Here is a 24177-nt window from a genome sequence, read left to right as displayed (position 1 = left end):
GCGGAGGCGGCGATCCGCGCGGCCGCGTGGCCCGACGAGGCGCGCGGCCTAGCCCTGGCGGTCGAGCGCGCGGTGCTGTTGTCGGAGGACGGCAAGATCGAAGCGGCGGCCGTCGCTGCTCCGCCGTCGCCGGTGTTGGATGCGCTGGATACGCCTGCCGACAACGCCTTCGATCTCGGCGACGCCGAGAAGGCGATCATCGCCGCAGCGTTGCGTGAACATCGGCACAATGTCTCTCAGGCTGCGGCGGCGCTGGGGCTGAGCCGAGGGGCGCTCTATCGGCGTATGGCGCGTCATGGTCTCTAGGCGGACTGCGTCAGCGCTCGCCTGCGCGCTCGGCCTGACGGCCAGCGGCGTGGCGGCTGTTCTGGCCTGGCGATCCGGCATGTGGGGCGCGCTGACCGGCGCGGCGCTTGCGGCGGTCTGGCTCAGCGTTCTGAACGCGCGGATGTGGGACAGGCGTCCGCCTGCGTCTGTCGCGGCGGCGGCGCCTGAAGAGGCGGAGGCGATGGCGCTGCGGGTGTTGCTGGACGCCGCGCCGACGCCCCTGGTCGGCGTCGAGGGGACGACGGCCAGGGCCTTGAACCGCGCAGCGCGCGACCTTTTCAGCGCCGAAGACCGCATCCTGCCGCCGCCGCCGGCCCTGTTCGATCGCGAGGTCGCCCACTTCCGCCAGTCCGGTCGACGCTGGCGGCTGGATCGCGTCGAATTGGCGTCCGAGGGCGGCTCGTCCTTGGCGGCCCTGATCGACGTGGAGCAGGAAGAGCGTGTCGCCGAGGCCCGTGTGACGGCCGAACTGGTCGAGGTGCTGGGCCACGAATTGCTCAACGGTCTGGCGCCGATCGCCTCCCTCTCGGAAAGCGCCCTAGACGTTTTGGACGGGGCGCACGACGATCCGGATTTGCTGCGCGAAATCCTGGGCGTCCTGGCGCGCCGCGCCGACGGCCTGCAGCGGTTCGCCGAGGCCTATCGCACGCTAGCTCGCTTGCCGGAGCCGATCCGGCGGCCTGTGTCCGTGCGCGAGATGGCGGACGATCTGGCGCGCCTGTTCGCCAGCCGCTGGCCAGCGGCGACCCTGCATGTGGATGCGCCGGAAGACCTGTCCTGGGCCTTGGACCGGGATCAGATGCACCAGGCTGTGTGGGCGCTGCTTCAGAACGCCGCCGAGGCGACGCAGATTGGCGGCGCGCCGTCCGGCGCGGTTCGGCTATCGGTCAAGCGGGCCGACGAGACGCTGGTGATCGAGGTCGCCGACGACGGCCCCGGCGTATCGCCGGCTGACGCCGAACGTATCTTTCGCCCCTTCGTGACCACCAAGCCGAACGGTTCGGGCATCGGCCTCAGCCTGGCCCGCCAGATCGCCCACGCCCACGGCGGCGCCCTGACCCTTGAGCGGACTCCGGCGACCGTGTTCCAGCTGAGCCTGCGGTCGCATGCCAGCACGCTGTCTGCCAACCTACGCGTTGCCGCTGACCTCATATAGAGGCGTGTTATAATCTTCGCCGGCCCTTGGATCGGAGCTCAAGGCTTCAGTCATGAGGGCGTCGCCCTCTGCGGTCTGGCCGGCGCTCTTGAGCATCTTGCCCAGACCGTATTTGGCCTTCGGGTTGGAAGGGGCCAGTTCTGTCGCTGTGCGATAGGCGGCGGCAGCCTCATTCTCGCGGTTCAGGGCGTGCAGCAGATAGCCGCGCCGTATGTGCAGGGCAGCGTCGTCTTCTTCTCGCTCAATGGCCTTGTCGCACATGGCCAGTGCGGCGTCGCGGCTGTGCCGGAATAGGGACCGTGAGACGCAGGCCTGTGCGGGGTCATCAAGGTTGATGCGGGTCAGTTGTTTGAAGCGCGCCATATCGGCGGCCGCGCCCCGACTGTCGCCCTGCATCGCGCGGATGCCTGCACGATCGATCAGCAGGGCGGGGAAGTCGCTTTCCATCGACAGGGCGTTGGTCAGCGCGGTCTCGGCTTTGGCGGGATCTGATGCCTTGAGATTGGACGCCAGAGCCTGTGCCATGCCGATGAAAATCTGGGCCTTGGCGTCGGGATAGCCGGCGGTCTGCGCCATCAGGCCAGCCTGTTCATAGGCCTGTTCGGTGCGGCCCATTCGGAGCAACTGGGTCGCCAAGGCGCCCTTAGCTTCCATTTCCTGCGGCTCCAATGTGATGAGCCGCTCCAGATCGGCGAGGGCGCGAGCGGATTGCCCCATCCGCTCATAGGCGGCGGCGCGGCGGTAAAGGGCGTGGCTGTTCTCGGGCCACGACCGAAGAGCGCCGGTGAAGGCCAGAACGGCCTCCAGATCGTCTTCTTCGATTTCGGCCAGACGCCCCTTCGCGTGGAACAGCATCGTTTCGTTCGGATCGACGGCCTCGCCAGCCGCGATGTCGGCGCGGGCTTTTTCCAGATCATTCAACGCCAGATAGGCCAGGGCGCGATTGGCCAGGGCGTTGGCATGGGGCGAAGGAAAGCCCGCGATGGCGGCGTCGAACTGGGCGATGGCGCCGACATGATCGCCTACGTCGTAAAGGGAGTAGCCGCGGCGCAGAGCCACCTCGGGGTCGCCCTCGGGGGCTGTCGTCAGCGTCTGTCGGTCGGCCGCCGTCAGGGTGTAGCCTCGCTTCACCTGCATGGTGGCCTTCAGGTCTTTGAAGCTGTCCATGCCCGCCTGCTCGGTCTGAACCTCCGCCGCTGTGGCGTAGGGGCGCAGAGTGATCGAGCCGCGATCCGTCTCCAACCGGTTGCCATTGCGTTGGACGGTGCGGAAATAACGGGTCGCGCCAGCCTCGACTTCATAGGGCTGGACCGACAGATCAACGACGTCCTCGCCTGCGGGCAGGATGACCGTAGTGCGGAATGAGGACGAACTGGGGAAGTTCTTGCTGTAATCCGCGTCCTTGAACTTCTCGTTCGTGTGCGGCTCAAGCCCTTTCCACGTGACGTGGGCTAAGGGAATATTGACCGGTCCGTCGCCCCAGTCGAAAGCAATGCGAGCTGTCGCACGGGCGATAAACTCGTGAGTGTCTTCGCGGTACTCCCACTGGCTCTTGATGTCTGAAACCTGACCGAATTCCTTCAGGAACAGGTTCCAGCGTTCGTCATATAGGCGGGTCAGTTCGGCGGCAGGAACCTGGGCCACGCCGGCCTGCATCTCAGTGGCGCTGGCGCCTCGGTCGGTATCTGTCAGCGTAACGCGCGCAGGGCTGTAGATACCGTCGGAAAGATCGATCTCGATATGCATCGTACCGGTTGGACGCGGCGGCGTCTTGAGCGGGATTTGCTCCAGGCGTGCGCGCTCCACGATGGGCAGAACGTACTCATGAACCAGTGGAACGTCCGGCGTCAGACTGCGGTCGCCGATGCGCGCCCCGTCCATCAGATAGGTTTCACCGTTGATGCGAGCCTTCACGATCACATGGTCGAACACGCTGACCATCGGCAAGTACTTATCGAGCGGCAGGTTGTCTGAGGACACCAGTACCGGAACTGCGTCGATCCCCAGTTCTCTCAGCAGGGCGATCAGAAGCACGGTCTTGCCCTTGCAGTCGCCTTGACGCCTGGCCCAGACCTCGCTGGCCGAGGCTGGAAGCCAACCGCCTTCGCCGAGCGTCAGGGCCATGTAGCGCACTTCGTCCTGAACCAGTCGCAGCGCCGCCAAGGCGCGGGCTTCCGGGGCTGTATGCTCGGACTTTATTCGCGCCACATGGGCCGCCAGATCGGCGGCATCCGGCAGGGCGCTGGCTTGATCGAAGGCGGGGCGAATGTGCTCCGCAACAGTTCCCCATTGCGGGATGCTGCTGATCTGCCAGCCATAGTCGGGAAGAGAGCGGACGGCGATGGCGCTCGGATAGGTTTCCCCTTCGGCGTCGGTCAGACGATTGACCAGAACCTTGAAGTCGCCCTGCTGGGTGATTGGGGGAATGGCGGCGTGGCGCCCGGCGCGAGTCTGCACGTTCATCGATGTCGGCCAGCTGATCGTTGTTACGCCCAGATCCACCGGGATCGGGGAGTAGGAATAGGCCAGCGCTTCGATCGGGTTGTTGAAGACGTCGAACTGCGTGTGGAAGGAATAGGCGAAGTCGATGATGTCGCCGACGCGAATGTCGGGATTGACCAGAACGCCCGTCAGAACGCCATTGATCTGCAGCGACTGCTCCAGCGCCGCCTCGCGGCGGAGGATGGTGAAATCGGCCTTGTCCAGAATGTCGGTGGTTTCACCTGCGCGGATGATGCGGGCGTGGTGGACGGTAGGCGTCTGCAAGGCCGGGTTCCACTCCAGTCCTAGCTGCGAAGCCTGTTGCAGACCCAGGGGCGACAGCACCCGCAGCCGCATGCGCACATAGGTTTCGGTATGGTCGCCGAAGGCGCGCACATGGCTTTCGACCATTTCATAGCGCACGTGCTGAGAAGGGTTGTCCGGCTTGTTGGACAGATGCGGCGCAACGACAGGAAGCCAGTCGGGCGCTGGGCCGCGCAAGATCGTTTCGCCGGCCATGGCGGAAGTGCTTAGAAAACAGGCTAAAGTCGCCAATATTAGCTTGTTTTTCAAGACGTTTCCTCATTCTTAAGTATCGTTGAAATCTAAATAGCAGACCGGCAGGGGGGGGAATAGAGGTCTGGTGCGCGTTTGCGGGTCAGGTCTTCACGACTGATGCGCTGAGCATCCGTTACCGTGCGCCTGTTGCAGGGCGGCGAACTGAGCGGCAGGCCCCGCCGCCGAGGTTGCGGGGCCTGCTGATGTCTGAGAAGCGCCGGAAATCACGCCCTCGTCGCCTTGCTTACTCCATGATCTCGGGAGTCTTGCCTGACTGCCGTTCGAACAGGCGCCGATAGTGGCCGTCGCCGGCCTGGAGCAGGTCGTCATGGGTTCCGTCTTCGACGATCTCGCCGCCCGAGAAGACCAGGATGCGGTCCAGCGCCCGAACGGTCGACAGCCGGTGGGCGATGACGATGGCGGTGCGGCCGATCAGCAGCCGTTCCATCGCCTCCTGGATCGCCGCCTCGCTCTCGGAATCCAGGCTGGAGGTCGCCTCGTCCAGGATCAGGATCGGCGCGTCCGCCAGGAAGGCCCGCGCGATGGCCACGCGCTGGCGTTCGCCGCCGGACAGCTTGACCCCTCGCTCGCCCACCAGGGTCTGATACCCCTTCGGCAGGCGGGCGATGAAGTCGTGCGCATTGGCGAGGCGCGCGGCTCGCTCGATGTCTTCGGCCGTGGCGCCGGGACGGCCATAGCCGATGTTGTCCGCGATCGACCGATGGAAGAGGATCGGTTCCTGCGGCACGATCGCGACCTGGCGGCGCAGGGACGCCTGGGTCGCGTGGGCCACGTCCTGCCCGTCGATCATCACTCGGCCGTCATCGACGTCATAGAGGCGCTGGACCAGCTTGACGAAGCTGGTCTTGCCCGAGCCTGAGCGTCCTACCAGTCCGACGCGCTGACCCGCAGGAATGGCGACGTCGAGGTTTCGGAACAACGGCCTTTCCTGTCCGGCGTAGTGGAAGGTGACGTCGTCGAAGCGGATGGCGCCGTGCCTGACCTGGATCGGCTGGGCGCCGGTCTGGTCGGGGACGCCCAGCGGCTCCTGGTGAAGCTGAACCAGCTCCTCCATCTCATTCACCGAACGCTGAAGCTGGTGAATATGCATGCCGATGTCGCGCAGATAGCCGTTCAGGACCAGATAGCTGGTGATGACATAGGCCATGTCGCCGGCGCTGGCCTGGCCGCGCATCCACAGCCACAGCGCCACGCCCGTGACCGCCAGTCGGATTAGCCACAGAAGCGCGATCTGCCCCGAGCCGGCCCAGGTGAAGGCCATCCAGGTCCGGTGCGTCCGCTTGCGCCACTTGGCGACGGTCTTCGCCAGCAGGGCCTCCTCGCGCGCCTCGCCGCCGAAAGCCTTGACCACGGCGTTGGCGCCGATGGCGTCGGCCAATACGCCGCCGATCCGGGTGTCCCACTGGTTCGACAGGCGCGCGGTCGGCGCCAGCACCTGCGTCGCCAGACCGACGGTCAGGGCGATGTAGGCGATCGCGCCGACGCCCATCACCAGCCCCAGGATCGGCCAGTGCAGCGCCAGCAGGACGACGGTCCCCGCCAGCACCGTCAGCGACGGCAGAAGCGAGAGCAGCAGCACGTCGTTCAGGGTGTCGAGCGCCCACATGCCCCGCGTGATCCGTCGGACGGTCGAACCCGAGAAGGCGTTGGCGTGCCAGTCGGTCGACAGCCGCTGGACGCGCGCGAAGCCTTCCTGCGTCACATCCTGCATCATCTTCAGCGTCAGGGGCGTGATCGCCCACCAGCCGAGGTGGCGCAGCACGACCATCGCGGCGCCCAGGGCGGTGATGACGGCGAAGGCCGCCCAGGCGGCGCCGACGTCGCCGCGGCCCGCTGCGTCGATGATGCGCCCGGCGTAGAGCGGGGCGAAGACTTCCGTGAGGGTCGCCAGCAGCATCGTCCCGGCGCAGGCGACGGCCAGCAAGGGTGTTCGGCGCCACAGGCGGAAGGTGAAGGCGAGCACCTTGCGCAGCACGGACGCGCGCAGGCGCGCGTCGGCGTCGTCATGGTCTGTCATGAGAAATAACCACGCAGATCCGCGCGGTCCTTGTGTCAGCAATGATCAGGGGAGCGGCTCAACACAGAGCCGAAGGGGCGTCAGCGGTCGCGGCGACCGAGAACTGTTGGGAACCCGCGGACGGGCGTGGTCTTGTCAATCATCATGCCCTCCTTCCCTTGATTAGTTGGACGCTTCACAGCTAGCAGGTCCAGATTTCGACGACAATGCCTTCCTGCGCCCTGACCGTGCGGCGGTTTGTCTAGCTGGATGGCGGCCTGGAAACTGCGGCTGTCGCGCCAACGTCCCTTCAGGGCGCCTTGATCAGGGCTCGACGGTCGAGAACCAATCCCGCGCGGCGGCGAGGTCGTCTGGAGCCAAAGCGTGGCCGGCCTCGATGATACGGGCGTCGAGTTCGGCTCCATCCTGCCGTAAGGCGGTCTCCAGTCCGGCGGCCATCTCGGCGAAGGGGTCGTGTGCGCCGGTCAACAACAGCACGCGGGTTCCGGCCAGGTCGGCCGCCGGGGTCGTCTCCAGCACCTGAATGGCGCGGATCAGGATGGCGCGGCGAACGAGGCCGGGGTGCAGTTGCAGAATGGCGCCCAGCAGGTTGGCTCCGTTGGAGAATCCGAGGAACGTCAGACGCTCGGAGTCCAGCCCATAGCCGCCGATAGCGCCATCGACGAAGGCGGCGAACGCCGCCGCTTCTGCACGAATGTCGGCCTGATCGTAGCGGGTCGGATCGAAGCGTCGGAACCAGCGGTTGACGCCTTCCTCGGTCGCGCGGCCGCGTGCGCCCAGAAGGGTGGCGCGCGGGTTCAAGCGATGGGCCAGCGGCATCAGGTCCGCTTCATTGCCGCCCGTGCCGTGCAACAGGATGGTGACCGAACCGTCGGGATCTTCGGGCGTATGGAAGCGATGCACGAAGGGCAGGTCGCGGTGCGGCAGGCGCGGCTCTCCCGGCAGGGCGAACTGCGGCAGCATGACCTTCAGGTCTTCGGCGCGGGCGGCGTCGCCGGGCGGCATGAGTAGGGCCTGGCCCAAGGTTTCCAGCGGCTCATCCGCCGTATAGCCGGGCGCGTCGGTGGCGTATTCCATCAGTAGGCCGGCTGGGTCGCGGACATACAGCGACAGGAAATACTGCCGGTCATGGACATTGGTGACGCCGTTGGCCTTGCCCAACGACAGGCGCATGGCGCGAACGGCGTCAACGTCCAACGCACGGAAGGCTGTATGGTCGATGGTTCCGGCGCCCGGAACGCCCGGCACATAGCCAGTGACGGCGCGCACATCGACGACGTCCGTGTCTGAGATCATGCGCTGAACGGCGCCCTCGACCGGGCCGCGGCGATAGCCGAAACGGGCCACGAAGTCGGCAGTCTCTTCCGGTTTTTCGGTGAACAGGGTGACGGCGCGCAGGCGCGTCGGAGCGATCGGATCGGCCAGCGGCGCGGCGGCGGGCAGGGCGGCGCCCACCAGCTTGATGATGCCGCCGTCCGGGTCTTTCAGCCTCAGCACCGGCTCGCCGAACTCGCGCGTCGGGCCTTCGACAGGGATGCGGGCGGTCATGGCGCGGGTCAGCCAGTCGCCGATGCTGGCCGGCGGCACGGCGAAGGCGATCTCGGCCGCCTGGCCATGGCCGACACGGCCGGATGCGCCGTCCTCCCAGACCAGGAAGGTGACGACGCTGCCGGGGCTGCCGACGGCGTCGCCGTAGAAGAGGTGAAGCTGTTCAGCGTCTTCATAGCCGCCGGTCCGCTTGATCAGCTTCAACCCCATAAAGCCGACATAGAAGTCGACGTTGGCCTGGACGCACGCGGTGATGGCGGTGACGTGGTGCAGGCCTGAGGTCACGCTGCGGCCTCGTCGGCCAGAACCTTCTGAACGGCAGGATCGGCGGCCAGGCGGTCGTGCAGGGCCTGAACGTGCGGGAAGTCGGTCAGACCGCCCGGCACGCGGGCGATGGCCCAGCGGATCATCGGGAAGGCATAGGCGTCGATCACCGAGCGGCGGCCCAGCACCCATTCCTTGTCGGCCAGATGGTTGTTCAGGATGGTCAGTTGCTTGCGCACCAGGGCGTGACCGGCCTCGACCACCTGCGCGCGTTCAGCCTCGCCGCCGGTGGTGTAGCGATAGGGCATGAAGATCGGGAAGAAGGCCGGGTGCAGATCGCCCGTGAAGAAGGACGACCAGCGGTGGGTTTCAGCGACTTCGCGCAGACTGTCGCCGCCGGCCAGGTCAGCCTCGGGGTGTTTGCCGGCAAGGTAGTCCAGCACCGCTCCGGCCTGGGTCAGCAGCCAGCCGTCGTCTTCGATCAGGGTCGGCACTGCGCCGGCCGGGTTCACGGCCAGCAGCTCGGGCGAGCCATAGCCCACCTTCACCGCCGAATAGGGCGCGCCGATCCATTCCAGAACGATGTGAGGGGCCAAGGAGCAGGCGCCGGGCGCGAAATACAGGGTGGTCATAAAAACAGATCCAGTTGCGATTTGGCCCGAGACTAGCGCCGAAGGGCCAGGCGTGGAACCGCCTCTGGACGGAGAAGATGATCGGGCTCAGGCCCCGCGCAACGTGGCTTGAGCGGCAGCGCTCGAAAGGCGCTACCGCTCTGGATCGTTCGTCTAGCGCCGTCCGGAACCGCCCAGATGGTTCGACAGGAACAGGGCGTTGATCAGCAGACGCTCGGTCCCCAGCCAGTATTTGCGATGGGCCGGGTCGTCGGCGAACAGGACGACGTTGCCCGCCCCTATCGGGTTCACCTGGGCCCAGACCGAACCGGCCGAGCGGGCGCGCAAGGCTTCGGGCAGGTAGCCGTTGACCTGCGGGCTGTTCTCGATCCGCACCACATTGGCGAAGGGATCGGCCACGGGGGCCAGGACCACGTCCGTCTCCTTGTTCACGAACAGGTCGCGGCGCGACAGGCCGAAGGCCAGCGGGTGGCTAATGTCGACGTCGGCCGAGAGGGCGTTGCCCGCCGTGCGCTGCTCGCCCTGGATCGCGCTACGGTCGGCGTAGTCGCGGTGCTCGACCTCGGCCTTCTTCTCGTCTTCGGAGGCGGTTTGCGGGGCCAGGCCGTTGGCGGCGGCCCAGCGCGCGGCGCTGCCGAACACCACCAGAGAGCCGCCCGCCCGCACCCAGGTTTTCAAGGCGTCCACCGTCGGCTGGCTCAGGTTGTCGTAGCGGCCGCCGGACAGGACGATGCTGTCATAGTCGCCCAGCGGCACGCGGCCTAGTTGCGACGGGTCCAGCCGTGTCGCCGGATAGTTCAGCCGCTCGCTGAGGGCGAACCAGGTCGCGCCGATCTCGGTGGCGTTGACGCCTTCGCCCATGACCAGGGCGATGCGCGGCGCGCGCACGACCTTCACATTGTCGCTGCCCAGATCGACGCCCGCGACGCTTTGGCCGGTCGAGACGGCGTGGGCGACCACGCCGGCCTCGCGCGCGGCGGTGTCGACGGCGGCGCGCAGGGCGGCGGCGTCCAGCGATTGTCCCGCTGTGGTGACGACCAGGGAGCCGCGCCCGAAGGCGCTGTCGCCGGCCGCCGTTCGCGCGGTCAGCGGTTCGAACGCGGCGCGGACGCGCACGTCCTGACGCAACAGGGCCGCCAGAACGCGCGGGGCGTTCAGGTCGCGCCAGTCGACGACATAGGCGTAGGCGTCCTGCGGCCCGCTGACGCCACCGTTCGCGACGGGGGCTTCGGTCACGGCGGATCCGTGGGCGGGGACGCGGCGCAGGCCGTCGCTTTTCAACCCATAGGCCAGGGCGACCGAATAGGAGGTGCTGCCGTAGACGCTGCCCTTGGTCGGGGGCGTCCGGTCGAAGATGGAATGCACCAGGCGGAACTGCGGCTGGGCCGAGGGCACGACATAGGCGCTGCCCGGCTCATAGGCGCGGCCGTTCTGCGTCACCCGCTCGGTCAGCGGATGGACCTGAATGTGGTGGGTCAGCAGCAGGTCTAGGGTCTGGCGCGTCAGACCCGGATCGGCCGCATCGCCGAAGACGAAGGCCTGGCTGGAGTGGCGGCGTCCCTGTTCGACGGCCGAGCGGAAGAAGTCGCGCTGGAAGGCTTGCAGTCCGGCGCGCTCGGCCACGGCGCCGCGGATGGTGGCCAGGCCGACATTGGTCTGGTTGCGGATGGTGAAGGGGAAGGTCAGCGGGCCGTTGGCCGTGTCCTGCACCAGCCCGCGCGAACTGGCCTGTTCGACCGTCACCCCGACCCCGCCGTGGAAGTCGGGATAGGTCGAGCCATAGACCGGCGAAAAGTTGTCGAACGTCTCGCGCGTGTAATAGAGCGAGCCGAGGCTATCCAGCGCATGTGCGTGATAGCGGGCCAGCGTCACGTTCCACTCATAGCTGGCGCGCGGCAGCAGCGGGCTTTCCATGCTGGCGGGCGAGGGCTCGAAATAATAGGTGCTGCCCGCGCCCATTTCGTGGAAGTCGATCTGGATGTTGGGGCGCCAGCGGTGGAAGGCCTCCAGCTTGGCGCGCGTCTCCTTCTGAGTCACCGCCAGCCAGTCGCGGTTCAGGTCGGTGAAATAGTGGTTGGTGCGCCCGGCGGGCCAGGCCTCGACGTGTTCCTTGTCCAGCGGGTCCGAGACGGCGGGCTGGTTCTTCCAGGCGTTGTGCCAGTTGGCGGCGCGGTCGCGGCCGTCCGGGTTCTGGGCCGGGTCGATGACGACCACGGCCTTGTCCAGCCAGTCCAGCACCTCGGGCGAGCGCCCGGCGGCGAGGTAGTAGGCGGTCAGCAGGGCCGCCTCGCCGCTGGAGGTCTCATTGCCGTGGACGCTGTAGAACAGGCCGACGACCACCGGTGCGTCGGCCGTGGCGGCCGGGCCGCCGGGATCGCCCGCGGCGATATGGGCGCGCTGGATCTGGTCGATCCGGCCCTGATTAGCGCCCGAGGTGATGACCATGGACAGCAGGGGCCGCTCTTCATAGCTGCGGCCGATCTCCTCGACCGTCACCCGGTCCGACAGGCGGGCCAGTTCGCGCAGATAGTCCACGATGCGATCGTGGCGGGTGTAGTGGGTGCCGATCGGATAGCCGAGGAAGGCTTCGGGCGTCGGAATGGCGGGGTCGAAGTCCCCGGCCGCCGCCTGTGGGAAGAAGTAGGCGCTCTGGGCCAGGGCGGGCGCGGGCGCCGTCAGGGCGACGCCGCCCAGCAGGATCGCCGCCGCCGCGCCGTTGGCGAGGATGCGCCGGATGGATGAACGGGCGTGTTGAACGCTCATGATGTCAGGTCTCGATGCAAGGGATCAGAAGCGGACGTCGAAGCCGACGCGGAAATAGCGCCCGCGCAGATCGTACTGGCCGAAGTCGTAGGGGGCGCGGACGCCGGGGAAGGAGGCGTCGTGCGGCGGCGCTTCGTCCAGCAGGTTCTCGACCTTGGCGTAGAGCGTCACGCGCTCCAGCCCGGACCACGCCGCATACAGATCGAATTGGTGATAGGCGTCCACGCGCGATTGTCCCCCGACAACCGGCACCTGATCATAGCCGGAGGTATAATACCAGGTCAGGTTGGCGTCGAAGACGTCGCGGTTCCAGGCCAGCCGCGTCGTCGCCTTGTGCGCCGGCAGGGTCGAGCCCCGGTTCGATCCGGCGTAGTCCAGCAAAGGACCGCCCGCCGCGTTCGGCCGCTTGTATTCCAGCAGGTGCGTATAGGCGCTGGAGGCGGTGAACGTCCCCCAATCGTCGGTGCGCCAGCGCTGGCTGAAGTCCACGTCGATGCCCGACGTCTCCAGCGCTGACAGATTGCGATAGCGGTTGTAGACGGCCTGCAGCTTGCCGCGTTCGTCGCGGATGACGTCGGCGGGATCGTTCTGCTGGATGATGGCGGTGGTGTTTCCCGTGCCGATCAGGTTGTCGAGCTTGATCTGATACCAGTCGATGCTCAGCGCCGTGTCGCGCGTCGGGGTGAAGACGACGCCCAGATTGTAGGAGCGGGTCTTTTCCGGTTCCAGATTGGTATTGCCGACGGTGAAGAAGGTCGGGCTCTGGCGCGAATTGGGCAGGTCGGGATCATAGGGGTCGATGACCGAACCGTAGGAGATCATGGTCGAGGCGGAGTTCTCCGACAGCGACGGCGCCCGGAAACCGCGTGAGGCCGAGGCCCGCAGCGCCAGCCACTCCAGCGGCTTCCACCGCACGCCCGCCTTGGGCGAGAAGGCGCTGCCGAAGTCGCTGTATTCGTCCGCCCGCGCCGCGACCTGGATGTCCAGATTGCTCAGGACGGGGATGTTGAATTCGGCATAGGCGGCCCAGACGTCGCGCTCGCCGTCCACTGCGGCGATGGCGGGGCGGATCTGCAGCCCGGCGTCGATCTGCCACGGATTGCTGGAGACCAGGCTCTCATGGCGGAATTCGACCCCGGCGGCGTAGCCGACCTGACCGGCGGGCAGGTTGAACAGCTCGCCGGAGATCTTGAAGTCGGCCCCATAGAGGCGCGACTCCGCCGGACGCAGGGTCGACAGGCGGATGCCGTCCAGCACGGCCTGCGGCGTGGCGCCCGGATCGTGCAGGTTCAGCGTGCCGTTGGCCAGGGCGTCGGCCAGGTTCCAGCGATGGGCGAAGCCGCCCGACACCGTCTCGCGCTCGTCGCTGCCCGAGGCGAAGACCGCGGCTTCCCAGTCGAAGCGGTCATGGCGGCCGCGCACGCCGGCCAGGGCGCGATAGGACTTGGACTCATTGGTCTTCAGCGTCCGGCCCAGGTCGAAGAAGGTGTATTCGATGGGCGTGGCGACGCCGTAGGGATTGTAGGGATTATTGGCGGGCAGCAGGTTCGACACCGGCTCGGCCAGCCCGGTCTCGGCGTTCAGCGCGAACCGCCCGCCTTCCAGCGTGAAGAAGGGGCTGGATCCGAACAGGGACGCCCCCTCGACATAGGAATAGAGCACCTCGCCGAAGGCCTCGATCTGCGGCGTCAGGCGCTTGGTCCCGAACAGATAGGCCTGATAGCGGTCGGTCGAGGGGATCAGGGTCGTGTGCGGCGCCAGGTTGATGGCGCAGGTGTCGCCGGCCAGGCCGTCAATCGGGGCGCTGGCGGTCAGCACCATGCCTTCGGGGCACTGGCCCTGGGCGTCGAGGAAGGGCACGGACTTGCCGTCGACCAGGAAGCGCGCGCCTTTGGCCGACCAGCCGTTCCAGCGGCCGCCGGGCAGGTCGGTGTAGATGCCCGATTTGGTCAGGTCGCGCTGGTCCTGATCCAGCCGGTTGCGGGTATAGGCCTCCAGCGACAGCAGGATGTTGTAGCCGTCCGTCTCCAGATCGCCGTGGCCGGCGACCAGTTTGGCGGTCGAGGTCTCCAGCCCGCCCTGACCGGCGACGCCATAGCTGGCGCCGAACTCCAGACCCTGGAAATTCTGGCGGGTGATGATGTTGGTGACGCCCGCCACCGCGTCCGAGCCATAGACGGCCGAGGCGCCGTCCTTCAGCACCTCCAGCCGCTGGGTCGCCACCATCGGCAGGGCGTTCAGGTTGACGAAGGTGTCCGACAGGCCGCCGCCGGGGAAGCCGTAGTTGGCCACGCGGCGCCCGTTCAGCAGCACCAGGGTGTTCTTCTGCGACAGACCGCGCAGGCCGATGCCCGCCGCGCCGGACGACCAGCCGCTGTTCTGAGTCTCGTTCGAGCCGTTGCCGGTATTGGCCGAGATCGAGCGCAGCAGGTCCGCCGTGGTCGACTTGCCCGAGCTTTCCAGTTCTTCGCGCCCGATCACCTGGACCGGGTTGAAGCCTTCGGTGTTGGCGCGCCGGATGTTCGAGCCCGTCACCACGACATCCGAGACCGAGTAGGGGGACGCTGGTCCCGTTTGATCCGTTAGATTTTCAGAGGTTTCCCCATGTGCGGCGCTGCAAACTCCAGCGGCAGAGAAGAAGGCGAGAACGGTCAGGGATGGCCTGATCATAGGAATGCTGCACCGCAATAAAAGTCAGAATTGGGCGCGCAATAAGGCACGTGAACGGCGCGTTTCTAATGTAGAATTTCTAACCCCATAGCGAGATTTCGTAGCCTGAATCGTGCGGTGGGCAGGCCGCTGATCCGGGCGCGCAAATTCTGGCCAGGTGACGAAAAAGTCGGGTTGTCATAGATTGTGAACAGTGTTTAATTGTCTGTGCGCCATAAGTTCGGCGGCAACGGATTTCAGCCTTCTGTCGAGAAACGAGCCTCGTATGCCATCCTCAAAGACCATCGCCGCCGTGTGTTTCGCCACGTTCGCTTCAGCCATGGTCGCGGCGCTGCCGGCGTCGGCTCAGTCGTTGATCGAAATCCAGGATGTGGATCGTGACAACGTCCTGGCGGGAACGCCGGCCGCCTTTGTCGTCGCCTTTCCCGAGGCTCAGCGGAACGAGGCCGTGCGAGCGGTCGGCGACGATACCTACAGCTTCGTGCCGCTGGCCTTCATCCCGCTGTCCGACACGCGCGTCGCCCTGGTGAGCACGGGCGCCAATGAATGCACGGGACAGGCCTGCAGCGGCATGAATGCAGTCCATTACCTGGGTCATGACGCCGGTGCGCCGCGCTATCCCTATACGCTTCAGGGCGAGTGGCTGGATGTCGGCGCGGCGGGCGTGGTCGGCAATCCGGCTCTGCGATGGGGCTGGACGAAGGCGATCGCGGCCAATCCGGTTCTCTATACCGAGGCTGGCGGGGTGTGGCAGGGGCGCGGGTGCGGCTATGCCGTGCTGACCGAGTTGACCCCGGCCGGGCCGGTGCAGATCGCACGCATCCAGACCTATTTTTCCGACGCCAGCGCCGATGACGGCGAGGCGGGCGTCGACGGGGTGATCACGGCCGCCGACCAGGGCCGCAGCTTCACGGTGTCCTACAGCGGCTCCGCCAGTTTCAAAGAGACCTACACGCGCGGCGCCGACGGCCAGTTTCGACTGGACGGCCAGAGCCGCGTTCCCGCCTGCTAAGACGACATCGACGTCGCCGCGGCGGCGCTAGAGACCAAGGAGGTCTGCGTGCGTATTTTCATGATGAGCCTGACTGCGGCCGCTTCCCTGGCGGCGACGGGCGCCCTCGCTCAAAGCGCCGTCTGTACGTCGCTGGACAAGGGCGACCTGTCCATCGGCCAGACGCTGTCGCAGGCGCAACAGCGGCAGCTTCGCGAGCAAGCGCCCGTGGGCACCCTGCATTGCGGCCGGACGGGTTGCACGGCCGTGGCGTCGGATGGGGTGAGCTACAGCTGGCGGCGCGATGGCCGGATCGTCGGCAAGACGATCGAGCTGTCCGCGCCGACGAGCCTGCCGGGCTGGCGCGGCGAGATCGATCAGGCGTTCGCCGATCGCCTGAGCCAGGCGACGTGCACGCGCTTCACCGTGTTCGACGATGAACTTGACGGCGGCCGTTCGATGAAGAGCGCGCCGTTTGCGGCGTCGCAAGGGCAGACGATCACCGCCAGCCTCTTCGGGCGTGGAACCGCCGAAGAACCGCTGACGATCGAGATGCGCGCCGTGGATCAATAATCCTGCCCTTGGGGGGAGGATCTGTCGCTTAAGCGTTGAAGGAAATGTGCATGACCCTGAGAACCCCGCTCGCGCTCGCCCTGGCGGCGACGCTCGCCGCCTGCTCGCAGGCCGAAGAAGGGGCGGCCGCCGCGCCGGCCCCGGCTGAAGCCAATGCTTCTGCGCCAGTGGTCGTACCGGCCGCTGCGCCTGACCGGAACGGCGAGGCGCCGCCGCTGTCGGCCTATGTCGGCAAGCATCCGACCGAGCCGGTGCAGGGCGTCACCTTCTTCCAGCATCCGGACGTGCGCGCGGCCATGGTCGCCTCGGGCGTGGATCGCGACATCCAGAAGTCCATCGTCTTTGACGGCAACGTCGTCGGCGTGGTGACGGAGACGCGCGGGCGTCTGCTGCTTCACGGCTATGATCCGGCGGGCGCCGGGTCGACCAACTGGGCCATCCTGATGATCCCGGACGGCAGCAAGGCGGCGGTCTGCTACTCCACCGGCATCGTCGGTTATGAGAAGGGCGCCGACTGGTATTTCGAGGGCGATGTGGCCTTCACCCTCTATACGCCCTGTCCCTCCGAGGAAGGCGATATGGAATCGCTGAGCAACTGGCCGATCGGCCCCATTCCGGGCTGAGGCCGGGGAAGGCGCGTATGTATTGCAAGGGGCATCTGATGGCGCTTCGTCGTTTCGCGAGCGGGTTGGTTGCGACGTTGGTCATGAGCGCGGCCGGCGTCGCCGCGGCTCAACCCGCCGGGGTCGACGAAGAGGCCGCCAGGGCCGCCCTGAAGGAATGGATGGCGGCCAGCCCCGAGTACGCGAAGCTACAGTACGACCTGGTCAAGGCTCAGGCTGGCCTAGCGGTCCGTATCGAGCGATTGGTCATGATCGGGCTGCTGTGTGAGCGGCTGTCGGAGGACGACAGTCGCCTGATCATCGACAACGCCCGCGAAGAGATGGTGTTCGGCCAGTCCGTGCTGTCCGAAGCGCAGCAGGCGGATTTCGCCCTCTACTACGAAGGGCTGCGGCAGGGCGCGCTGGTCGCCGCCGCGCCTGAGCCGCCTCGCCTCGAAACGTGCGAAGACTTCGCCAAGCCGGGCGGAACCCTGGTCAAGCTGCTGACGTGGACGGGGCGTCGGCAGTTCATCAGCCCAGGCGTTCTCGCCAGCCCGAGAACCATCCCCTAGAGGCTGTGCGGGTCAGCGCGACGGGTCCGGCAGACGCACCGCCTGGAAATAGGTTCCCGAGAGCGTACCGCCCGAACCGCAATAGGGGGCGGCGCCGGCGCCGTTCTCGATCGTTTCCTTGACGATAAGCGTCGCACCCTGGGCCTTCACGTTCAGCGACCACGCGGCGGCGCCGCCGATGTCGTCAAAACGGGCTTCGTCTTCGTCGATCCAGTCGCCGCTGCCGTCCGCCTCGCAGGACCAGCCACCGCCGCGCGGGTCGGCAGCCGTGGCCGTGAACGTCAGGACGCCGGTCGCCCATTGGTTGACGACGATCTCGCCGTTGAGATTGCGCCAACGCCCGACCACGCTGACCAGCGGGTCGTTGCCCAGATCGGTCAGGAATGCTTCACGCCGCGTCAGTTGATCGGTCAGTTCTTCGATCAGGTCGGCGCCCGTCAGCCGCGCGCCGACCTGATCGCGGGCCGAGAGAAAGGCGCGCTGGTCGCGACGCAGCGCTTCGGCGCTTGCGGCGTCATAGCCTCTGATCGCGGTTCCATAGTGTTCGGCGATCTTCGCATCCAATGCCGTCAGGGACGGCGTCGAACAGATGGCGGTCTCGACCGGACCGGAGGCGCGGCGACAATCGGCGCTTTCGGCGGTTGCAGGCGCGGCCATCGAGGTCGCCAGGGCGGCGCCGAGAAGCAGGGCGGCCGCTGCAGCGGACGACGGGAAGCGAAGCGGGGTCATGGGAAGCCTCAAGACAGATGCAGGGACGGGCGCGAAAGGCGTCCTGTCGATCGCAATTCATACCTTCAAATGAGCGTTGATCAATAAAAAACGAAAACAGACGTTTCTTCCCGCTCTCTGCACAGCTTCTGCTATGCAGGGTTAATGGGCAGGCGATCGGATCATACGCGGCAGGAGCTGGAGCGGCTTTTTGTGGTCGAAGGCCACAAGCACATGGCCGAAGTGGGCTTTGCGCGCTTCTCGGCGCGCGAAGTGGCCAAGCGCGTCGGCTATTCGATCGGCACCCTCTACAATGTGTTCGGTACGCTGGATCAGCTGCTGATCGCCATCAACACGCGGACCTTCCAGCTCTGGGCCGAAGAGGTGCGTCAGGCGCTGGAAGGCAGCGGCCCAGACCGTATCCGATGTCTGGTCGAGGCCTATTTCGGCTTCGCGCGCGCCAACCCCCATAGCTGGCGCGCCATCTACGAGCACCATTTGCCCCCGGACGTCGCCTTGACCGACGAACAGAACCAGCGTCGCGGCGATCTGACCCAGATCATCGTCAACGAGGTGACGGCTGTCTTGCCGGCGAAGGCGCAGGCGGGCGCGCCGCGCCTGGCGCGTTCGTTGATCGCCGTGGTCCACGGCCACTGCGTCTTCGACCTTAACGGCAGCTTCGCCCTGATGAGCATCGAAGAGCCTGTCGAACTGGCGCTGGAACGTGTCCGTGAAAGCCTGTCTCAGGCCTGTGCGGCCTAGCGATCGACGACTTCAGGCTGAGCCGGCGACAAGACGTCGCCGCGCGCGATGATAGGCCAGCGTCAGGCTGAAGGAGACGGCGCAGGCGGCGAGGGCGGCGACGGGCAGCAGCGACGCGACCTCGGGCGGGAAGACGAAGGGCAGCAGCGGGAAGGCGTAGGCCGCCGGCATCCGCATCTTGAACAGGCGTAGCAGCAGGAAGACCGCAGCCATGTCCAGGGCTGCGATCAATGGCCAGGAATACAGGGCCTGGAACAGGCCCGCCCCGATCACCGCCGACAGGGTCAGTACGACCGTCTGCTTCAGCGCCATGCGCGCCGAATACATCTTCATGTGCAAGGACTCATAGACCACGACGGTCACGGGCGGGATGAGGCCCAACTGCGGATAACCCGCGAGGGCGGCCAGGGCGATCCCGGCGCCGCTGATCAGCAGATAGGCGGTCATGGCGGAGCGATCGAGCGGCGCGCTGCGCTCGGCTGGAGCGCGCAGGCGAAACAGCATGACGCCGAGCATCAGCGCCAGGGTGGTGACGCCGATGGAAATCAGGAACGACAGTTCGACGGCGTTGGTGACGATGGGCAGGAAGCCGGTGGCCAGGGCGGGCGGCAGACTGTAACGGAAGATCAGAAACAGCCCCAGCATCCCGACCAGCAGGATCGCCAGCTTGGCGGTGAAGGGAATGGCCAGCAGGTTGACGGCGAAACCGCCCAATGCCGTCAGCGAAGGCCACAGGAAGATCGCTTCGGGCCGCCGCATCCAGGCCTGGTCGCGCCAGGCCCACAGGGCGACGGCCATGGCCGCGATTTCCGGCAGGATGATCTCGCGATCGTTCAGCAGCTGGGCGACGGCCGTCATGGCGATGATGAAGGCGAAGGCCGCAGCATAGGACAGGGCGGCGGATCGACGGTCGAGCGTGATGGGCTGCATGAAATCGGTTCACCGGACGCAAGGCAAGGCGGGCTCGGCTGGACGCCGCGCGTCTGATGGTTACGCGCGGGCGTATCGTCGCCCTCACACCGCCATGGGGCGTTCGTATCGCCGGATAGCCCCTGTGTTGGATGCGGTCTTCACGAAACTGGCGCGAGACGGTGAGCATTCTGTCGTCTCGACGGGGCAAGTCAGGCGCGGGGATGGCGTTCTGGCAGGGTCATGGCGGACGGAAGACAGGCGAAGGGGCGGCGCGAGGGGCGCTCCTTGAACTATCTGCTGGCGCGCTATGGCGTAGAGATCCGCACGGCGCTGGTGCGTCGCTATGGTGCTCAGCAGGATGGGGTGGATGACGCCCTGCAGCAGGCTTTCCTGCGGTTCAGCACGCTGGAAAACCAGGACAAGGTCGCAGACCCGCGCGCTTTTTTGTTCGTCATGGCGCGCAACGCCCTAAGGGACGCCATTCGCCGCGCCGACAGCCAGAAGCGACGGTGGAAGGCTTTGGCCGAGGCTACGCCGCCGCAGCATGAAATCAGTCCGGAGGAGGCTCTGTTGAGGCGCGAGGAGCAGGAAGCCCTGGATCGTGAAATTCAGGCGTTGGACCCGGACGCGCGTGAACTGCTCAGGATGAGCCGCATTGAAGGCCTGACCTATGTGGAGATCTCGCGATTGACGGGACGATCTTCGGCCGACATCAGCCGCACGATCGCGCGGACGCTGATCGAATTGCGGCGCGCCATTCAGGTGTGCGGGACGGAGGCGGCATGACGGCGCAGAAGGATGCGCCGCCGATCGAGCAGGCGCTGGAATGGCTGGCGCTGCGCTGTGGCGGCCAGACCAGCGCGGCGGATCGCCGGGCGTTCGAGACCTGGTTGGCGGCGTCGCCGGATCATGCGGTGGCCTATGCCGAGGCTGAGGCGCTGTGGGCGCGGCTGGACTGGTCGGAGGCGCTGAACCAGCAGAGCTTGAGCAGTGCGGTCGAGGTGTCTGCGCCAAAGCCAATGATGCGTCGAAAGGCGCTGCCGTCGCGGCGAGGGCTCATGGCCATGGCGGCCGGGCTTGGCGCGGCCGCGCTGACGCCGTTGGCGCTGCACCTGTCCAGCGGTGAGCGGCGCCGGTTCGAGACCGAGGTGGGCGAGATCCGTCATCTGTCGTTGGAGGACGGCTCGCGCGTGTCCCTGGGCGGGCGTTCGGTTCTGGCGACGCGCGTCGGCGACCGGGTGCGCCACATGCGGTTGGACGCAGGCGAAGCCTTCTTTGATGTGGCGCACGATGAGACGCGGGTCTTCACCGTGATCGGCGCGGGGCTGAAGGCCGAGGCGCTGGGCACCGCCTTTGAGGTGCGTTTGGGCGACCACGGGCCGGAAGTCTTCGTCGAAGAGGGGCGGGTGCGCGTGACCGCCACCGCCACGGGCGAGCAGACCGTCATCGGCGCAGGTGAGCGCGCGGCTTTGCGCGGCGGGACGCTGAAACGGGCGGCGATCAATCCGGCGGGGGTCGCGCCCTGGCGGCGTCAGCGTTTCAGCTTCATCGACCAGCCGTTGTCCGAAGTCGTGGCCGAGGTGAACCGCTATTACCGACCCGGCGTGACGATCGCCTCGCCGCAGCTGGGCGCGCGCAAGGTGACCGCCGCCTTCACCATCGAGCAGATTCCGCAGGCGCTGGAGAGTCTGGCGCAGGAGCTAGGCGGCCATCTGGTGCGCCGTCGAAACGCCGAGGGCGAAATTCAAATGATGCTGAAAAGCTGAGTTATCTTGAAGCTTTAGTGAAATCGACAGGCGGGCTGGAAGGGCGAGCGTCGGCTTGCGTCTAGGCGGTGTTGAAGCTGTTGGGGGCCGCGTCGGCTGCAGGCTTCACGCAACGTCCAGGGGATAGAGTTGACCATTCATCGTTCGAGGCTGAAGGCTGTCGCCACGTCTTCCGCCGCCGTTTTCGTGCTTGCCGCCGCCGCCATGCCCGCCATGGCTCAGGCCCCATCCCGCCCGGCCGCCGCCGCACAGGTTCACGCCATCCGCATCGAGGCCCAGTCGCTGGACCGGGCGGTGGTCGCCCTGGCCGAACAGACGGGGACGGTGATCGTGGCTGCGGGCGTGACGCTGGACAACCGTCGTTCAAGCGTGCTGACCGGCTCGATGACGGCGGCGGAAGCGTTGGCGCGTCTGCTGGAAGGCGCCAACCTGACGTTCCGGCGCGACCCGAACGGCGCCTTCGTCATCGTGTCGGCCGCCGAGGCGCGGGCTGAGACGACCCAGATCGGCGACGTGGTCGTCACCGCACGCTTTGATCCGCTGAGCCGCCTTCAGAAGGGCGCGACCGACAGCTTCACCGGGCTGGACCGTTCGCTGCTGGAGACGCCGCGCTCGGCCTCGCGCGTCAGCTCGGACACCATCGCCCGCTATGGGATGGAGAACGTCGACGACCTGGTCGCCGCCGTGCCGGGCGCCTATACGGCCAGCTTTTTCGGCGTGCCGGGCAATCTGAACGTGCGCGGCACCCTGGCCGACACCTATTTTCAGGGCTTCAAGCGGATCGAGAACCGCGGCAGCTTTTCGTCCAACCTGGGCGCCGCCGCCTATGTCGAGGTGCTGCGCGGGCCGTCCTCGCCCATCTATGGTCCCGGCAAGGTCGGGGGGCTGCTGAACTTCGTGCCCAAGTCGGCGCGCGGCGTCGATGCCCGCTATGCCGATGAGATGAGCGGCGGCGTCAACATCACGGTCGGCTCGTACGGACGGCGCAATGCGGCGGCGGACATCGTCGTGCCGGTGGGCGAGGGCGGCTTCGCCTTCTATGTCGAGCGCGAGGATTCCGACTCCTATTATCGCAACGTCCACCCTGAGCACCTGAACCTTCAGGCCACCTATGTCGGCGATTTCGGCAACGGCTGGTCGGGCGAAGTCAATCTGATGCACTTCAAGGAGTCAGGCCGCATCCAGTCGCCGGGCTGGAACCGGGTGACGCAGAACCTGATCGACAACGGCGTCTACATCACCGGACGCGATACCGATCTGATCGATCTGGATGGCTCGGGCATGATCGAATACGGCGAGATCGACGCCGCGTTCGGCGCATGGGGCGGCACGTCCAACATCCGCCAGATCTTGGAATACGGCGGCAAGAACAATCCGAAGTTCGCCCTTGATGAAGGCGTCGGCACGACCAAGCTGAGCCGCCGCAACGTCATGGCTGACGACGCCGACTATAACGACAGCCGCACCTTCACCGCCTATGCGGGCCTGCAGAAGCAGATGGCGAACGGCTCGGTGCTGGCCTTCAAGGCCTTCATGGACGACATCGAGAACCAGCGTTTCAACAGCTTCGGTTTCGCCGCCGACTATGACGCCCGCGCCATCGAAGGCCGCGTGACCTACAGCTTCCCCTCGCGTTTCGGCCAGCATGTCAGCGTCGACACCGTCGTCGGCGCCGGTTATCGCGACCATACGGCCAAGCAGTATGAAAGCTTCCTGTCCGGCTATATCGCCCTGAACCGTCGCGACCTGTCGCATGGCTCGACGGCGGGCGATCGCATCGCCGCCCCGCTGATGAAGGACGGGGTCCAGATGTGGGACTCGCGGCACGAGATGGAGTGGAACAGCCGCTCGGTCTTCGCCATGAGCGACATCACCGTCTTCGATCGTTTCAGCATCCTGGCCGGGCTGCGCTGGGACGATTACGACGTGAAGGCGATCAACAAGGGCGAGACGGTCTTCGGCCTGAAGGATACCTGGGTCGAGAACAGCAAGGACGCCGTCACCTGGTCGCTGTCGGCCCGCTATGAGACGCCGTGGGGTCTGACCCCCTATGTCACCTTCGCTGAGCCGCGCTCGCTGGAATCGACCCAGACCGGCGGCGTGTCGGTCGGCACGGCGTCCAGCAATCTGTTCATCTCGCCGTCAGAGCTGAAGGAGGTCGGGGTCAAGTTCTCGCTGTTCGACGGCGCCCTGTTCGGCGGCGCGGCCTATTATGAGCAGTTCCGCCGCCAGACCGACATCATGGGCAATGTCAGCGGCACCACCTCGGACGGTTTTGAGCTGGAGGCCCACTGGCTGGCCAGCGATAAGCTCAGCTTCACCACGGCGCTGACGTTGCAGGAAACCCGCGTGGATGCGCCGGGCAAGGGCAAGGGCGAGTATCTGGAACTGCGGCCCGAACAGCTGGGCTTTGATCCGGTCCTGGCCTACGGCGGCACCTTTGCGGTGAACAATGCGGGCAGCTTCCCAGAACTGGCCAACGGCTATGTCGTGCGCACCATGCCCGACACGGTGTTCAGCCTGTTCGGCGCCTACACTACCGAACCGTTCAACCTGATGGGCGCCGAGGCCAGCGCGGGCTTCACCGCCGGGGCCACCTATGTCTCGGAAACGGGCGGCATTCTGGAAAGCAGCCTGCGTCTGCCCGGCTATACGCTGGCCAAGGCGGCGGCCTATGTGAAGGTGCGCAACGTCACCGTCTCGGCCAACATCGATAACCTGTTCGACGAGGAATATTTCACCCCCTCGGCCGAGGTCTACAAGGAAGTCGCCGTCATGCCCGGCCTGCCGCGCATGTTCCGGGTGAATCTGGCCTATCGCTTCTAAAGCCTGAGACACTCCATCCGGCGGCCGG

The 24177-nt window shown here is 66.5% G+C and carries 18 protein-coding genes; 10 read left to right on the top strand and 8 right to left on the bottom strand.

All coding sequences use genetic code 11. The annotated features are described in order from the left end of the window. Together B2Y21_RS08600 and B2Y21_RS08595 are read left to right on the top strand one after the other, a co-directional pair. A partial coding sequence (locus tag B2Y21_RS08600) for a helix-turn-helix domain-containing protein (protein ID WP_292058917.1) occupies positions 1-306 on the top strand: 306 nt, incomplete at its 5' end. Between the two features lie 49 nt (positions 307-355). After that, on the top strand, positions 356-1483 hold the full coding sequence (locus B2Y21_RS08595) for a sensor histidine kinase (protein WP_292058915.1): 1128 nt from the start codon (positions 356-358) through the stop codon (positions 1481-1483). Here B2Y21_RS08595 and B2Y21_RS08590 read toward each other — a convergent pair. From B2Y21_RS08590 to B2Y21_RS08565, 6 genes are all read right to left on the bottom strand, one after another. Next, entirely contained in the window at positions 1457-4483 is a 3027-nt protein-coding gene (locus B2Y21_RS08590) for a DUF3857 domain-containing protein (RefSeq protein ID WP_292058913.1), read from the bottom strand. The two genes, B2Y21_RS08595 and B2Y21_RS08590, sit on opposite strands and share 27 nt — an antisense overlap. A gap of 283 nt (positions 4484-4766) precedes the next feature. Then, entirely contained in the window at positions 4767-6560 is a 1794-nt protein-coding gene (locus B2Y21_RS08585) for an ABC transporter ATP-binding protein (protein ID WP_292058911.1), read from the bottom strand. 303 nt (positions 6561-6863) lie between these two features. Continuing rightward, the gene (locus tag B2Y21_RS08580; RefSeq protein ID WP_292058909.1) at positions 6864-8393 is read right to left on the bottom strand and encodes a VOC family protein; all 1530 of its coding nucleotides are present in this window, start codon (positions 8391-8393) and stop codon (positions 6864-6866) included. After that, positions 8390-9004 carry a glutathione S-transferase family protein gene (locus B2Y21_RS08575; RefSeq protein ID WP_292058907.1) on the bottom strand — a complete coding sequence of 205 codons (615 nt, stop codon included), beginning with the start codon at positions 9002-9004 and terminating at the stop codon, positions 8390-8392. Before B2Y21_RS08575 ends, B2Y21_RS08580 begins: the two co-directional genes overlap by 4 nt. Positions 9005-9157: 153 nt before the next feature. After that, the gene (locus B2Y21_RS08570; RefSeq protein WP_292058905.1) at positions 9158-11767 is read right to left on the bottom strand and encodes a M14 family zinc carboxypeptidase; all 2610 of its coding nucleotides are present in this window, start codon (positions 11765-11767) and stop codon (positions 9158-9160) included. A gap of 24 nt (positions 11768-11791) precedes the next feature. Next, positions 11792-14302, bottom strand: coding sequence for a TonB-dependent receptor (locus B2Y21_RS08565; protein ID WP_292058904.1), 2511 nt, complete (start codon positions 14300-14302; stop codon positions 11792-11794). Positions 14303-14702: 400 nt separating this feature from the next. Here B2Y21_RS08565 and B2Y21_RS08560 point away from each other — a divergent pair, with 400 nt between their 5' ends. The 4 genes from B2Y21_RS08560 to B2Y21_RS08545 are packed head-to-tail and all read left to right on the top strand — an operon-like array spanning position 14703 to position 17175. Then, positions 14703-15449 (top strand): hypothetical protein, encoded by a 747-nt coding sequence (locus B2Y21_RS08560; protein WP_292058901.1) that lies wholly within the window; start codon positions 14703-14705, stop codon positions 15447-15449. A 48-nt stretch (positions 15450-15497) separates the two neighbouring features. Further along, on the top strand, positions 15498-16001 hold the full coding sequence (locus B2Y21_RS08555) for a hypothetical protein (RefSeq protein ID WP_292058898.1): 504 nt from the start codon (positions 15498-15500) through the stop codon (positions 15999-16001). A 50-nt stretch (positions 16002-16051) separates the two neighbouring features. Continuing rightward, a complete protein-coding gene (locus B2Y21_RS08550; protein WP_292058896.1) occupies positions 16052-16624 on the top strand; it encodes a hypothetical protein in 573 nt (190 codons plus the stop codon). 38 nt (positions 16625-16662) lie between these two features. Then, on the top strand, positions 16663-17175 hold the full coding sequence (locus B2Y21_RS08545) for a hypothetical protein (protein WP_292058894.1): 513 nt from the start codon (positions 16663-16665) through the stop codon (positions 17173-17175). A 12-nt stretch (positions 17176-17187) separates the two neighbouring features. On the opposite strand, the gene B2Y21_RS08540 is transcribed toward B2Y21_RS08545, so the two are convergent. Continuing rightward, on the bottom strand, positions 17188-17904 hold the full coding sequence (locus B2Y21_RS08540) for a lysozyme inhibitor LprI family protein (RefSeq protein ID WP_292058892.1): 717 nt from the start codon (positions 17902-17904) through the stop codon (positions 17188-17190). Between the two features lie 144 nt (positions 17905-18048). Here B2Y21_RS08540 and B2Y21_RS08535 point away from each other — a divergent pair, with 144 nt between their 5' ends. Then, on the top strand, positions 18049-18645 hold the full coding sequence (locus tag B2Y21_RS08535) for a TetR/AcrR family transcriptional regulator (protein ID WP_292058890.1): 597 nt from the start codon (positions 18049-18051) through the stop codon (positions 18643-18645). A 12-nt stretch (positions 18646-18657) separates the two neighbouring features. Here the strand turns inward: B2Y21_RS08535 and B2Y21_RS08530 are convergent, their stop codons facing one another. Beyond that, complete coding sequence (locus B2Y21_RS08530) at positions 18658-19575, bottom strand: hypothetical protein (protein ID WP_292058888.1); 918 nt, start codon at positions 19573-19575, stop codon at positions 18658-18660. A 267-nt stretch (positions 19576-19842) separates the two neighbouring features. Between B2Y21_RS08530 and B2Y21_RS08525 the strand changes: the two genes are divergently transcribed. From B2Y21_RS08525 to B2Y21_RS08515, 3 genes are all read left to right on the top strand, one after another. Beyond that, complete coding sequence (locus B2Y21_RS08525) at positions 19843-20343, top strand: RNA polymerase sigma factor (protein WP_292058886.1); 501 nt, start codon at positions 19843-19845, stop codon at positions 20341-20343. Beyond that, the gene (locus tag B2Y21_RS08520; protein ID WP_292058884.1) at positions 20340-21323 is read left to right on the top strand and encodes a FecR family protein; all 984 of its coding nucleotides are present in this window, start codon (positions 20340-20342) and stop codon (positions 21321-21323) included. The genes B2Y21_RS08525 and B2Y21_RS08520 overlap by 4 nt, the downstream gene beginning before the upstream one ends. Positions 21324-21452: 129 nt before the next feature. Beyond that, on the top strand, positions 21453-24149 hold the full coding sequence (locus tag B2Y21_RS08515) for a TonB-dependent siderophore receptor (protein ID WP_292058882.1): 2697 nt from the start codon (positions 21453-21455) through the stop codon (positions 24147-24149). Positions 24150-24177: the final 28 nt, after the last annotated feature.

This window comes from Brevundimonas sp. UBA5936, from assembly GCA_002430835.1.
In the GTDB taxonomy this organism is placed as follows: Bacteria; Pseudomonadota; Alphaproteobacteria; order Caulobacterales; family Caulobacteraceae; genus Brevundimonas.
This window is presented reverse-complemented; position numbering and strand designations above follow the sequence as displayed.